The sequence below is a fragment of the Paraburkholderia sp. BR14320 genome (assembly GCF_040948665.1).
Lineage (GTDB): Bacteria > Pseudomonadota > Gammaproteobacteria > Burkholderiales > Burkholderiaceae > Paraburkholderia > Paraburkholderia youngii.
Map to the genome: position 1 here is coordinate 1 of NZ_JBFPKG010000086.1, position 14,365 is coordinate 14,365.

The window sequence follows — 14,365 nt, forward strand, 5'->3', positions numbered from 1 at the left end:
CACCAGCATCGTTGAAGGGATCAACAACACGATCAAGGTCATCAAGCGCAGAGCTTACGGGTACCGCGACGAGGAGTACTTCTTCCTCAAAATCCGCGCCGCGTTCCCCGGAAATCCTCGATGAACCAAAAAAAAAGCCGCTCAGTCGAAACTGAGCGGCTTTGGTGGCGCGTCAGGCAAGGCGGCTTGCGCCGCCAGCACTTACTCGCCCGAGTGCTGCTGTTCGGCGGCCGGGGTTTCCGGCGTACCGAATTCGAACGACTCTTCCGCTGCGATCTGATCGAAACGCTCGCGGTCGGCCAGTTCCTTGCTCTTGCGCGCCTTGTGGAACGCGAGACCCGTACCGGCCGGAATCAGACGGCCGACGATCACGTTTTCCTTCAGGCCACGCAGGTCGTCGCGCTTGCCCATGATCGCCGCTTCGGTCAGCACGCGGGTCGTTTCCTGGAACGACGCCGCGGAGATAAACGAATCGGTCGACAGCGACGCCTTCGTGATACCAAGCAGCACGTTTTCGTATGTTGCCGGACGCTTGTCTTCCGCGATCATACGGTCGTTCTCGTCGAGCATGTCCGATCGCTCGACCTGTTCGCCCGGGATGAAACGCGTATCGCCGTTGTCGGTGATCTGGACGCGGCGCAGCATCTGACGCACGATCACTTCAATGTGCTTGTCGTTGATCTTCACGCCCTGCAGACGGTACACGTCCTGCACTTCGTCCACGATGTAACGCGACAGCGCCTCGACGCCCTGCAGACGCAGGATGTCGTGCGGATCCGCCGGTCCGTCGACGATCATTTCGCCCTTGTTGACGACCTGACCATCGTGCACCAGAACCTGCTTCTCCTTCGCGATCAGGAACTCGTGCTGGTTGCCCTCGAGGTCCGTGATAACGAGACGCTGCTTGCCCTTCGTGTCCTTACCGAACGACGTCGTACCCGTGACTTCCGCCAGGATACCTGCGTCCTTCGGCGAACGTGCTTCGAACAGTTCCGCCACACGCGGCAGACCACCGGTAATGTCACGCGTCTTCTGCGATTCGGTCGGGATACGTGCAAGCACTTCACCGACCTGCACCTGCTGACCGTCCTTCACGGTGATCAGCGCGCCGACCTGGAAGCCGATCTGCACCGAGTGCTCGGTGTTCGGGATCTTCACTTCCTCGCCGTTCGCATCGAGCAGCTTGACCTGCGGACGCACCGTCTTCGACGCCTGCGAACCACGACGCTTCACGTCGATCACGACGAGCGTGGACAGACCCGTCACGTCGTCGATCTGCTTCGCGACCGTCACGCCTTCCTCGACGTTCTCGAACTTCACCGTACCACCGTACTCGGTGATGATCGGACGCGTCATCGGATCCCACGTGGCCAGTTGCGTGCCGGCCTTGATCTGCGCACCGTCGAGCTGCAGCAGCGTCGCGCCGTACGGCACCTTGTGACGCTCGCGCTCGCGGCCGTGATCGTCGGTGATCATCGCTTCGCCCGAACGCGAGATGACGATCTGTTCGCCCTTCGCATTCGTGACGTAACGCATCGTCGACGTGAAACGCACCGTACCGTTCGACTTCGCTTCGACCGACGAAGCCACCGCCGCACGCGACGCCGCGCCACCGATGTGGAACGTACGCATCGTGAGCTGCGTGCCCGGTTCACCGATCGACTGCGCCGCGATCACGCCGACCGCTTCGCCGACGTTCACCAGCGAGCCGCGGCCGAGGTCGCGACCGTAGCAGGCCGCGCACAGACCGTAGCGCGTTTCGCAGGTGAGCGGCGTGCGCACGCGCACTTCGTCGATGCCGAGGCGTTCGATATCTTCGACCGCGTCTTCGTCGAGCAACGTGCCCGCTTCGAACAGCGTTTCCTGCGATTCCGGGTTGACGATGTCAGCCACGGCCACGCGACCCAGAATACGGTCACGCAGCGCTTCGACCACTTCACCGCCTTCCACCAGCGCCTTCATCGCCACGCCGTTCGACGTGCCGCAATCTTCCTCGACGACGACCAGATCCTGCGTCACGTCGACCAGACGACGCGTCAGATAACCCGAGTTCGCGGTCTTCAGCGCCGTATCAGCCAGACCCTTACGTGCACCGTGGGTCGAGATGAAGTACTGCAACACGTTCAGACCTTCGCGGAAGTTCGCCGTAATCGGCGTCTCGATGATCGAGCCGTCCGGCTTCGCCATCAGGCCGCGCATACCTGCCAGCTGACGAATCTGAACCGCGGAACCACGAGCGCCCGAGTCCGCCATCATGTAGATGGAGTTGAACGACTCCTGACGCGTCTGGTTGCCGTCACGGTCCGTGACCGGTTCCGTCGACAGCTGTTCCATCATCGCCTTGCCGACTGCTTCCGACGTTGCCGACCAGATGTCGACCACGTTGTTGTAGCGTTCCTGGGCGGTGACGAGACCCGACATGTACTGACGGTCGTATTCCTTGACCTTCTTCGCGGCATCGCCGACGATAGTTTCTTTCTGCGGCGGCACGAGCATGTCGTCGACGCAGATCGAAATACCAGCGCGCGTTGCCAGACGGAAGCCCGACTGCATCAACTGGTCGGCGAAAATCACCGTCTCACGCAGACCGCACTTGCGGAACGCGGTGTTGATCAGACGCGAGATTTCCTTCTTCTTCAGCGGCTTGTTCAGCACCGAGAACGGCAGACCCGGCGGCAGGATTTCCGACAGGATCGAGCGGCCAACCGTGGTCGCGTACAGCGTGATCTTCGGCACGAACGCCGGCGCGCCTTCCGACTTGTCTTCGTTGTGGACCATTTCGGTGATCCGCACGTTGACGCGCGAGGCAAGCTCGACTTCCTTGTTCTCGTACGCGCGCAGCACTTCCGACACGCCCGTGAACGTCAGGCCTTCGCCCTTGCCGTTCACCGCTTCGCGCGTCGCGTAGTACAGTCCGAGCACGATGTCCTGCGACGGCACGATCGACGGATCGCCGTTTGCCGGGAACAGCACGTTGTTCGACGCGAGCATGAGCGTGCGCGCTTCCATCTGCGCTTCGAGCGACAGCGGCACATGAACGGCCATCTGGTCACCGTCGAAGTCGGCGTTGAACGCCGCGCAGACGAGCGGGTGCAGCTGGATTGCCTTACCTTCGATCAGCACGGGCTCGAAAGCCTGGATGCCGAGACGGTGCAGCGTCGGCGCACGGTTCAGCATGACCGGATGTTCGCGGATCACCTCTTCGAGGATGTCCCACACCACCGGCGTCTGGTTCTCGACTTCCTTCTTCGCAGCCTTGATGGTGGTAGCGACACCCATCACTTCGAGCTTGTTGAAGATGAACGGCTTGAACAGTTCGAGTGCCATCAGCTTCGGCAGACCGCACTGATGCAGCTTAAGCGTCGGGCCGACCACGATCACCGAACGGCCGGAGTAGTCGACACGCTTACCGAGCAGGTTCTGACGGAAGCGACCGCCCTTACCCTTGATCATGTCAGCGAGCGACTTCAGCGGACGCTTGTTCGCACCGGTCATCGCCTTGCCGCGACGGCCGTTGTCGAGCAGCGAGTCGACGGCTTCCTGCAGCATCCGCTTTTCGTTGCGGACGATGATTTCAGGCGCCTTCAGCTCGAGCAGACGCTTCAACCGGTTGTTACGGTTGATCACGCGGCGATACAGGTCGTTCAGATCCGACGTCGCGAAACGGCCGCCGTCGAGCGGCACCAGCGGACGCAGTTCCGGCGGCAGCACCGGCAGCACTTCGAGGACCATCCAGTCCGGCTTGATGCCCGAACGCTGGAACGCCTCGAGCACCTTCAGGCGCTTCGCGTACTTCTTGATCTTCGCTTCCGAGCCGGTGTTGCGCAGTTCCGTGCGCAGCATTTCGACCTGCTCGTCGATGTTGATCGCACGCAGCAGCTCGCGAATACCTTCCGCGCCCATTTCGGCACGGAATTCGTCACCGTATTCCTCGACCTTGTTGTAGTAATCCTCTTCGGTCATGATCTGCCGCGCTTTGAGCGGCGTCATGCCCGGATCGATCACCACGTATGCTTCGAAGTACAGCACGCGCTCGATATCGCGCAACGTCATGTCGAGGACCATGCCCAGACGCGACGGCAGCGACTTCAGGAACCAGATGTGCGCGACCGGCGAGGCCAGTTCAATGTGGCCCATGCGCTCGCGACGCACCTTCGCGAGCGTCACTTCGACGCCGCACTTCTCGCAGATCACGCCGCGGTGCTTCAGGCGCTTGTACTTGCCGCAAAGGCATTCGTAGTCCTTGATCGGACCGAAGATCTTCGCGCAGAACAGACCATCGCGCTCCGGCTTGAACGTGCGGTAGTTGATGGTTTCCGGCTTTTTGACTTCACCGAACGACCACGAACGGATCTTGTCAGGCGAGGCCAGACCGATCTTGATCGCGTCAAAAACTTCAGGTTGTTGGACTTGCTTGAATAGATCGAGCAAAGCTTTCATCGCTTCTCTCCAGTAGTCCGATTAGTTCCGGTCCAGGTCGATGTCGATACCCAGCGACCGGATTTCCTTCACCAACACGTTGAACGACTCAGGCATGCCGGCATCGATCACGTGATCGCCCTTCACCAGGTTCTCGTAAACCTTGGTCCGGCCGGTCACGTCGTCCGACTTCACCGTCAGCATTTCCTGCAGCACGTACGATGCGCCGTACGCCTCGAGCGCCCACACTTCCATCTCACCGAAACGCTGGCCACCGAACTGCGCCTTACCGCCCAACGGCTGCTGCGTCACGAGCGAGTATGGACCCGTGGAACGCGCGTGCATCTTGTCGTCGACCAGGTGGTGCAGCTTCAGGTAGTGCATGTAGCCGACCGTCACCGTACGTTCGAACATCTCGCCCGTGCGGCCGTCGAACAGACGCACCTGGTTCTTCGACGGCGTCATGCCGAGGTTTTCAGCGATGTCGTCCGGGAACGCCAGATCCAGCGCGCGCGACATTTCTTCTTCCGTCGCACCGTCGAACACCGGCGTTGCGAACGGCACGCCTTCGCGCAGGTTCTTCGCCAGTTCGAGGATTTCGTCGTCGCTGAAGCTATCCAGCTCTTCGGCACGGCCTGATTCGTTGTAGATCTTGATCAGGAATTCGCGCAGTTCTGCGATCTTCGCCTGACGCTGGAGCATTTCGCCGATACGCCAGCCGAGACCCTTCGCGGCCCAACCCAGATGCACTTCGAGAACCTGACCCACGTTCATCCGCGACGGCACGCCGAGCGGGTTCAGAACGACGTCAGCCGGACGGCCGTCGGCCATGTACGGCATGTCTTCGATCGGCACGATCTTCGACACGACACCCTTGTTACCGTGACGGCCTGCCATCTTGTCGCCGGGCTGCAGACGGCGTTTCACCGCCAGATACACCTTCACCATCTTCAGCACGCCCGGCGGCAGTTCGTCGCCCTGGGTCAGCTTCTTGCGCTTCTCTTCGAACGCGAGATCGAACTGGTGACGCTTCTCTTCGATCGAGTTCTTGATCGCCTCGAGCTGGGCTGCTGCTTCTTCATCCGCGAGGCGGATGTCGAACCAGTGGTAGTGGTCCAGATCTTCAAGGTAAGCGCGCTCGATCTTCGTGCCTTTCGCGAGCTTCTTCGGACCGCCGTTCGCGACCTTGCCTTCGAGCATACGCGCGAGACGCTGGAACGCATCGCCTTCCACGATACGCAGCTGGTCGTTCAGGTCGAGACGATAGCGCTTCAGTTCATCGTCGATGATCTGTTGGGCGCGCTTGTCGCGCTGGATGCCTTCACGCGTGAACACCTGAACGTCGATCACGGTACCGCTCATGCCCGACGGCACACGCAGCGACGTGTCCTTCACGTCAGACGCCTTCTCACCGAAGATCGCGCGCAGCAGCTTCTCTTCCGGAGTCAGCTGGGTTTCGCCCTTCGGCGTGACCTTGCCGACCAGCACGTCGCCCGCTTCGACTTCCGCGCCGATGTAAACGATGCCCGACTCGTCGAGACGGCCAAGCTGCACTTCCGCGAGGTTCGAGATGTCGCGCGTGATTTCTTCCGGTCCGAGCTTCGTGTCGCGAGCAACGACGTTCAGTTCTTCGATGTGGATCGACGTGTAACGGTCGTCCGCAACCACCTTCTCCGAGATCAGGATCGAGTCTTCGAAGTTGTAGCCGTTCCACGGCATGAACGCGATCAACATGTTCTGGCCGAGCGCGAGCTCGCCCAGATCGGTCGATGCGCCGTCAGCCAGCACGTCACCGCGCGCAACCTTGTCGCCCATCTTCACGATCGGACGCTGGTTGATGTTCGTGTTCTGGTTCGAACGCGTGTACTTGATCAGGTTGTAAATGTCGACACCGACTTCACCTGCGACCGCTTCGTCGTCATTCACGCGAATCACGATACGGCCCGCGTCGACGTAATCGACCACTCCGCCACGCAGTGCCTGAACCGTCGTGCCCGAGTCGACCGCCACGGTGCGCTCGATGCCCGTACCGACGACCGGCTTTTCCGGACGCAGACACGGCACAGCTTGGCGCTGCATGTTCGAGCCCATCAATGCGCGGTTCGCGTCGTCGTGCTCGAGGAACGGGATCAGCGAAGCTGCGACCGACACGATCTGCGACGGCGCCACGTCCATGTACTGGATGCGGTCCGGCGTGACCATCAGCGTTTCGCCCGCTTCACGCGACGACACGAGTTCGTCGGTCAGCGTGCCGTCGTCGGCCACCGCCGCGTTCGCCTGAGCGATCACGTAACGGCCTTCTTCGATCGCCGACAGGTAATCGATCTGGTCGGTCACCTTGCCGTCGGCAACCTTACGATACGGCGTTTCGAGGAAGCCGTATTCGTTCAGGTGCGCGTACAGAGCGAGCGAGTTGATCAGACCGATGTTCGGTCCTTCCGGCGTTTCAATCGGGCACACACGGCCGTAGTGGGTCGGATGCACGTCGCGGACTTCGAAGCCGGCGCGCTCACGCGTCAGACCGCCCGGGCCAAGTGCGGAAACACGACGCTTGTGCGTGATTTCCGACAGCGGGTTGGTCTGGTCCATGAACTGAGACAGCTGCGACGAACCGAAGAACTCGCGAATCGCCGACGAAATCGGCTTCGAGTTGATCAGGTCGTGCGGCATCAGGTTTTCGCTTTCGGCCTGGCCGAGGCGTTCCTTCACAGCACGTTCGACACGCACGAGGCCCGCACGGAACTGGTTCTCCGCGAGTTCGCCGACGCAACGCACACGACGGTTACCGAGGTGGTCGATGTCGTCCACTTCGCCCTTGCCGTTGCGCAGTTCGACGAGGATCTTGATCGTCGCGAGGATGTCGTCGTCCTGCAGCGTCATCGGGCCGACGATTTCGTCACGGCCGACGCGGCGGTTGAACTTCATACGACCCACCTTCGACAGGTCGTACGCTTCTTCGCTGTAGAACAGGCGGTTGAACAACGCCTCGACCGCTTCTTCGGTCGGCGGCTCGCCCGGGCGCATCATGCGGTAGATTGCGATGCGCGCGGCCATCTTGTCGGCCGTTTCGTCGATACGCAGCGTCGACGAGATGTACGGACCCTGGTCCAGATCGTTCGTATAGAGCGTCTGGATGTCCTTGATCTTCGCTTCGCGCAGCTTCTCGAGCACGGATTCCGTGATTTCGTCGTTCGCGTTCGCGATGACTTCACCCGTATCGCCGTCGATCACGTTCTTCGCGAGCACGCGGCCGAGCAGATAGTCTTCCGGTACCGAGATCAACTTGGTCTTCGCGTTGTCGAGGTCGCGAATATGCTTGGCGTTGATCCGCTTGTCCTTCTGGACGATCACGTTGCCGTCGCGGTCCGTGATATCGAAGCGCGCGACTTCACCGCGCAGACGCTCCGGCACGAATTCCATCTGCGCGCCTTCCGGCATCAGCGTGAAATTGTCGAACACGAAGAAGTTTGCGAGGATCTGTTCCGGCGTCAGGCCGATTGCCTTCAACAGGATCGTGACCGGCATCTTGCGGCGGCGGTCGACGCGGAAGTACAGCACGTCCTTCGGGTCGAACTCGAAGTCGAGCCACGAGCCACGGTAAGGAATGATACGTGCCGAAAACAGCAGCTTGCCCGAGCTGTGCGTCTTGCCCTTGTCGTGTTCGAAGAACACACCCGGCGAACGGTGCAGCTGCGAAACGATCACACGTTCCGTGCCGTTGATGACGAACGAACCGGTCGGTGTCATGAGCGGAATTTCGCCCATGTATACTTCCTGTTCCTTCACTTCCTTGACGACCGGCTTGCTCGGCGATTCCTTGTCGAGCAGCACCAGACGCACCTTGGCGCGCAGCGCCGAGCAGTACGTCAGACCGCGCTGCTGGCATTCCTTGATGTTGAATGCCGGCGGAGACAGCATGTAGCTGACGAACTCGAGACGCGCGAAACCGTTGTGCGAAACGATCGGGAAAACGGAAGTGAACGCGGCCTGCAGGCCTACCGGCTTGCGTTGAGTAGACGACGTATCTGCTTGCAGAAACGTGCTGAATGATTCAAGCTGGGTAGCCAGCAGGAAAGGTACTTGGTGAACGATGGGGCGCTTCGCAAAACTCTTGCGAATACGCTTCTTCTCGGTGAAGGAATATTGCATACGATCTCCGAATCACGGCGGGCATAGTTGTCGAGGCAGGATACCTTGATGAGACAACCCGAGTGTTCACCGACTGAGACCCGATGGCCGTCCGATGGCTTGAACGAGCCTAGAAGCTTGGTGGTTGGCCGCTACCAACCGCTGGCTGACGGCAGCGGATGCCTGTGTTGCCCGCTACCCGACCAAACTTGCCTTCTGCAGTCGCTTCAGAAGACAAAGAGAAACGCCGGTCAATATTACCGAGGGCGTTTCTCTTTGGCTTCTGGAAATCACATTCCTGCTGGCATACACCTGCAAAAACGCGTCCTCCACAAAGCACAAAAAGGCCGGCGGTGGAAAACCGCCAGCCTTCGCACAGCGCGCTGAAGCTTACTTGATTTCAACCTTCGCGCCGGCTTCTTCCAGCTTCTTCTTGGCTTCTTCAGCAGCAGCCTTGGGCACCGCTTCCTTAACGGGCTTCGGTGCGCCGTCGACCAGATCCTTCGCTTCCTTCAGGCCGAGACCCGTCAGTTCGCGAACAGCCTTAATGACCGAAACCTTGTTTGCACCGGTCTCAGCCAGGATGACCGTGAATTCGGTCTGCTCTTCAGCAGCAGCTGCGCCGCCGGCTGCACCTGCCGGGCCTGCCACTGCAACAGCAGCTGCCGACACGCCAAACTTTTCTTCGAACGCCTTGACCAGCTCGTTCAGTTCCAGAACCGACATCGAGCCTACGGCTTCGAGGATGTCTTCTTTTGCGATTGCCATTTGAAATACTCCTAAATTGAATTCGGATACAGCCAGCGATCAATTACGCTCGACTGAAGTGCATTACGCAGCGGTTTCTTCGCCTTGTTTCTTTTCTGCAAGCGCGGCCAGAGCGCGCGCAAAGCCAGAAACAGGTGCCTGCATAACGAACAACAGCTTGGAGAGCAGTTCTTCGCGGCTCGGGATGTTTGCCAGCGCTTGCACGCCCGCCTTGTCCATCACCTTGCCTTCGTAGGAACCAGCCTTGATGACCAACTTGTCATTGCTCTTGCTGAAGTCATTGACGACCTTAGCAGCAGCAATTGCATCTTCCGAGATGCCGTAGATCAGGGGGCCAGTCATCTGCTCTGCCAGCGGAGCAAACGGGGTACCCTCAACGGCGCGACGCGCCAGCGTGTTCTTCAACACGCGAAGGTAAACCTGTTGCTCACGCGCTTTCGCGCGCAGCTTGGTCAGATCGCCAACCGCGATTCCACGATACTCAGCCAGAACCACGGTCTGAGCTTTCGCGACTTGCGCGGCAACCTCAGCGACGACGGCCTGCTTGCTTTCTTTGTTGAGTGGCACGGTTAACCTCCAGATTCGATACACGCAGCGTGCGCCATGTGTACCGCATTCAATAACGGCGTCCGACCAGTCAGGAGTATTTCGACCGTCCGAAGCCCGCATTCCCACGGACATCCGACGGCTTCATCACTACAAAACCTTTTCGGGTTCGCCATCTGCGTTGGCTTTACATTAAGGACCCGCCTACCTGCTGCGTGCCCGCCAACGGTCTTTGACAACCGGTTGCGCAGTGCAGACTGCCACCTCGCAACCGCCCAAAGCCCATAAAAACCGCTCCGATTCGCACCGGAGCGGCCAAATTCATTACTGTGCAGCGATCGACGTTTGGTCGACGCGAACGCCAACACCCATCGTGCTCGACAGAGCGACCTTGCGGAGGTACACACCCTTGCTCGTTGCCGGCTTCGCCTTTTGCAGCGCTTCGATCAGCGCGTTCAGGTTGTTGCGCAGAGCTGCCGGTTCGAACGAAGCACGGCCGATCGTTGCGTGGATGATACCGGCCTTGTCGACACGGAATTGCACCTGACCCGCCTTGGCGTTCTTGACCGCGGTCGCGACGTCCGGCGTGACCGTGCCGACCTTCGGGTTCGGCATCAGACCGCGCGGGCCGAGGATCTGACCGAGCGTACCGACAATACGCATCGTGTCCGGCGAAGCGATCACGATGTCGAAGTTCAGGTTGCCGGCCTTGACCTGTTCAGCGAGGTCTTCCATACCGACGACGTCAGCACCAGCCGCACGAGCCTGCTCAGCCTTGTCGCCCTGCGCGAACACAGCGACACGGACCGACTTACCAGTACCAGCCGGCAGCACGACCGAGCCACGAACCACTTGATCCGATTTCTTTGCGTCGATGCCGAGTTGCACGGCGACGTCGATCGACTCGTCGAACTTCGCGCTTGCACATTCCTTCACGAGCGACAAAGCATCCTCGATCGGATACAGCTTCTGACGATCCACTTTGGCTGCAAATGCTTGCAGACGCTTCGAAAGCTTAGCCATTTACACGCCCTCCACGGTGATGCCCATCGAGCGGGCGCTACCAGCGATCGTACGAACCGCTGCGTCCAAATCAGCAGCCGTCAGATCGGGCATCTTGGTCTTGGCGATATCTTCGGCTTGAGCGCGGGTGATCTTGCCGACCTTGTCGGTATGCGGCTTGCTTGAACCCTTGTCGAGCTTCGCTGCCTTCTTGATCAAAACCGTTGCCGGCGGCGTCTTCAGAACGAATGTGAAGCTCTTGTCTGCGAATGCCGTGATCACAACAGGAATCGGCAGACCCGGCTCCATTGCTTGAGTCTGCGCGTTGAACGCCTTGCAGAACTCCATGATGTTTAGGCCGCGCTGACCCAGTGCCGGACCAACCGGCGGCGACGGGTTGGCTTTACCTGCAGGAATCTGCAGCTTAATAAAGCCGATAATTTTCTTTGCCATTTCGAGAACCTCTTTGGAACGCCGACCTACGTGCGGACGCTCAGTGAGTAGTAGCGCGTGTTCGCCGACGCTTGGCTAATTACGCTCCTCAACGGCCATTACGCGGACCGTAAGCGCGAAATACGGAACGCACCCAGCGGTGCGTTCCGTAAAACTAGGACTACAACTTTTCGACCTGACCGAATTCCAACTCGACCGGCGTTGCCCGGCCGAAGATCGTAACGGAAACACGGACTCGCGACTTTTCGTAGTTCACTTCTTCGACGCTGCCGTTGAAATCTGTGAACGGGCCTTCTTTTACCCGCACCATCTCGCCCACTTCGAACAGGGTCTTCGGACGTGGCTTCTCCACGCCCTCCTGCATTTGCGACATGATTTTTTCGACTTCCCGCGGGGAAATCGGACTAGGGCGGTTGCGCGCCCCCCCTACAAAACCGGTCACCTTGGCCGTGTTCTTCACCAGGTGCCACGTTTCATCCGTCATTTCCATCTCGACTAGAACGTAGCCGGGGAAGAAACGGCGTTCCGTCACTGATTTGTGACCGCCCTTTACCTCAACAACTTCTTCTGTGGGAACGAGGATCTGGCCAAACTGATCCTGCATGCCAGCCCGCTCAATGCGCTCTTGGAGCGCTCGCTGCACACTCTTCTCCATACCTGAGTATGCGTGCACCACGTACCAACGTTTGCCGCTCGGGGATGCCGGAGTATCACTCATATCATTTCCAACCCAGAATCGCCGAGAAAATCGCCCACTCAATGGATTTATCACAAATCCAGAGGAAGATGGCCATCACGACTACGAAGCCGAACACTACAAGCGTCGTTTGGGTGGCTTCTTTGCGAGTCGGCCAAACGACCTTACGGACTTCTTTGTACGAGTCTCTGGCGAAAGCGATGAAACCCTTGCCCGGCGCTGAGAGAAGCCCGACTGCGACACCCGCGATCGCACCAACAGCCAAGGCGGCTCCGCGGATGTACCATTCCTGGCCACTAAGCCAGAAGAACCCCACGAACCCGGCCAAGACCAGCAACACACCGGCGATCAACATCATCTTGTCGACGGATGTATTCACAGTTTCGACGGAAGGATTCGCCATAACACCTTAACGAGCGCCACTACGACGCGATAGTTGGCAGGGGCAGAGGGAATCGAACCCCCAACCTTCGGTTTTGGAGACCGACGCTCTGCCAGTTGAGCTATACCCCTAAACCATGTGGGGTTGACGACACCGCCAACCCCGATACAGCCGATTATCGAGAACTGTCTGGCGTTACTCGATGATCTTTGCGACGACACCAGCGCCGACCGTACGGCCACCTTCGCGGATTGCGAAGCGGAGACCTTCTTCCATCGCGATCGGGTTGATCAGCTTCACCGTGATCGACACGTTGTCGCCCGGCATCACCATTTCCTTGTCCTTCGGCAGCTCAATCGAGCCCGTCACGTCGGTCGTACGGAAGTAGAACTGCGGACGGTAGTTGTTGAAGAACGGCGTGTGACGGCCGCCTTCGTCCTTGCTGAGCACGTACACTTCAGCCGTGAAGTGGGTGTGCGGGTTGATCGAACCCGGCTTGGCCAGAACCTGACCACGCTCCACGTCTTCACGCTTCGTGCCGCGCAGCAGGATACCAACGTTGTCGCCGGCCTGACCCTGGTCGAGCAGCTTGCGGAACATTTCCACGCCCGTGCAGGTCGTCTTGGCCGTTGCCCGGATACCGACGATCTCGATTTCCTCGCCGACCTTGATCACGCCACGCTCGACGCGGCCCGTCACCACCGTGCCACGACCCGAGATCGAGAACACGTCTTCCACCGGCATCAGGAACGAACCGTCAACCGCGCGCTCCGGCGTCGGGATGTACGTGTCCAGCGCGTCGGCCAGGTTCATGATCGCCACTTCGCCCAGCTCGCCCTTGTCGCCTTCCAGCGCCAGCTTGGCCGAACCCTTGATGATCGGCGTGTCGTCGCCCGGGAAGTCGTACTTCGACAGAAGTTCGCGCACTTCCATCTCGACGAGCTCCAGCAGCTCGGCGTCGTCCACCATGTCGCACTTGTTCAGGAACACGATGATGTACGGAACGCCAACCTGACGCGCCAGCAGGATGTGCTCACGCGTTTGCGGCATCGGGCCGTCAGCAGCCGAGCACACCAGGATCGCGCCGTCCATCTGTGCCGCGCCCGTGATCATGTTCTTCACGTAGTCAGCGTGGCCCGGGCAGTCGACGTGTGCGTAGTGGCGGTTAGCCGTTTCGTACTCGACGTGCGCGGTATTGATGGTAATGCCACGCGCCTTTTCTTCCGGCGCCGCGTCGATCTGGTCGTAGGCCTTCGCCTCGCCGCCAAACTTCTGCGTCAGAACCGTCGTGATCGCTGCCGTCAGCGTGGTCTTGCCGTGGTCAACGTGACCGATCGTGCCCACGTTCACGTGCGGCTTGGTCCGCTCAAACTTACCCTTGGCCATTTTCGACTCCTAAGAGGATTTTCCGTACGTTGCGCCGGGCGCAAACAATCACCGAGTACTTCTGGTGCCCATGGGCAGGATCGAACTGCCGACCTCTCCCTTACCAAGGGAGTGCTCTACCACTGAGCCACATGGGCGTTACATCTGTGTTGCTGGAGCGGGTGAAGGGAATCGAACCCTCGTCGTAAGCTTGGAAGGCTTCTGCTCTACCATTGAGCTACACCCGCAAGGCCATGGATTCCCAACAACTGCTACAACTTGCATTCTGGTGGAGGAGGTTGGATTCGAACCAACGTAGGCGTAAGCCAACAGATTTACAGTCTGCCCCCTTTAGCCACTCGGGCACCCCTCCGCAGAGAACTAACGATTATGGGGGAACAACATCGTTTTGTCAAGACCTGCTTGACCGTTCCGATCGCAAAGCTCTCACTTATATAGTGATTGGCTGTTAGCTTTCCGTAAACGCAAAAACCCCACCGCTGGGGGTGGGGTTTCTGGCTTGTGGGGGAGCCTGACGATTACCTACTTTCACACGGGCAATCCGCACTATCATCGGCGTGGAGTCGTTTCACGGTCCTGTTCGG

The 14,365-nt window shown here is 59.6% G+C and carries 10 protein-coding genes and 4 tRNA genes; 1 reads left to right on the plus strand and 13 read right to left on the minus strand.

Features of this window, described 5'->3' with window-relative positions:
* The coding region (locus tag AB3X89_RS37340; protein ID WP_199125460.1) for a transposase at positions 1-124 on the plus strand (124 nt) is incomplete at its 5' end.
* A gap of 77 nt (positions 125-201) precedes the next feature.
* Here the strand turns inward: AB3X89_RS37340 and rpoC are convergent.
* From rpoC to AB3X89_RS37405, 13 genes are all read right to left on the minus strand, one after another.
* A complete protein-coding gene (gene rpoC, locus AB3X89_RS37345) occupies positions 202-4,440 on the minus strand; it encodes a DNA-directed RNA polymerase subunit beta' (protein WP_176381088.1) in 4,239 nt (1,412 codons plus the stop codon).
* 21 nt (positions 4,441-4,461) lie between these two features.
* Positions 4,462-8,568, minus strand: a complete 4,107-nt coding sequence (gene rpoB, locus AB3X89_RS37350) for a DNA-directed RNA polymerase subunit beta (RefSeq protein WP_368587692.1) — start codon at positions 8,566-8,568, stop codon at positions 4,462-4,464.
* 369 nt (positions 8,569-8,937) lie between these two features.
* Positions 8,938-9,315, minus strand: coding sequence for a 50S ribosomal protein L7/L12 (rplL, locus tag AB3X89_RS37355; protein ID WP_018420143.1), 378 nt, complete (start codon positions 9,313-9,315; stop codon positions 8,938-8,940).
* Between the two features lie 63 nt (positions 9,316-9,378).
* Positions 9,379-9,882, minus strand: a complete 504-nt coding sequence (gene rplJ / locus AB3X89_RS37360; RefSeq protein WP_115781228.1) for a 50S ribosomal protein L10 — start codon at positions 9,880-9,882, stop codon at positions 9,379-9,381.
* 303 nt (positions 9,883-10,185) lie between these two features.
* Positions 10,186-10,884, minus strand: coding sequence for a 50S ribosomal protein L1 (gene rplA / locus AB3X89_RS37365; RefSeq protein ID WP_013090766.1), 699 nt, complete (start codon positions 10,882-10,884; stop codon positions 10,186-10,188).
* Positions 10,885-11,316: a 50S ribosomal protein L11 gene (rplK, locus tag AB3X89_RS37370; protein WP_008922976.1), complete on the minus strand. Its 432-nt coding sequence runs from the start codon at positions 11,314-11,316 to the stop codon at positions 10,885-10,887.
* Between the two features lie 160 nt (positions 11,317-11,476).
* Entirely contained in the window at positions 11,477-12,034 is a 558-nt protein-coding gene (nusG, locus tag AB3X89_RS37375) for a transcription termination/antitermination protein NusG (RefSeq protein WP_075303275.1), read from the minus strand.
* Between the two features lies 1 nt (position 12,035).
* Complete coding sequence (gene secE, locus AB3X89_RS37380) at positions 12,036-12,416, minus strand: preprotein translocase subunit SecE (RefSeq protein ID WP_368587693.1); 381 nt, start codon at positions 12,414-12,416, stop codon at positions 12,036-12,038.
* A gap of 34 nt (positions 12,417-12,450) precedes the next feature.
* A tRNA-Trp gene (locus AB3X89_RS37385) sits at positions 12,451-12,526 on the minus strand.
* A 64-nt stretch (positions 12,527-12,590) separates the two neighbouring features.
* Positions 12,591-13,781 (minus strand): elongation factor Tu, encoded by a 1,191-nt coding sequence (gene tuf / locus AB3X89_RS37390; RefSeq protein ID WP_013090760.1) that lies wholly within the window; start codon positions 13,779-13,781, stop codon positions 12,591-12,593.
* 62 nt (positions 13,782-13,843) lie between these two features.
* A tRNA-Thr gene (locus AB3X89_RS37395) sits at positions 13,844-13,918 on the minus strand.
* 16 nt (positions 13,919-13,934) lie between these two features.
* Positions 13,935-14,008: transfer RNA gene (locus AB3X89_RS37400), tRNA-Gly, on the minus strand.
* Positions 14,009-14,047: 39 nt separating this feature from the next.
* Positions 14,048-14,133: transfer RNA gene (locus tag AB3X89_RS37405), tRNA-Tyr, on the minus strand.
* Positions 14,134-14,365 lie beyond the last annotated feature (232 nt).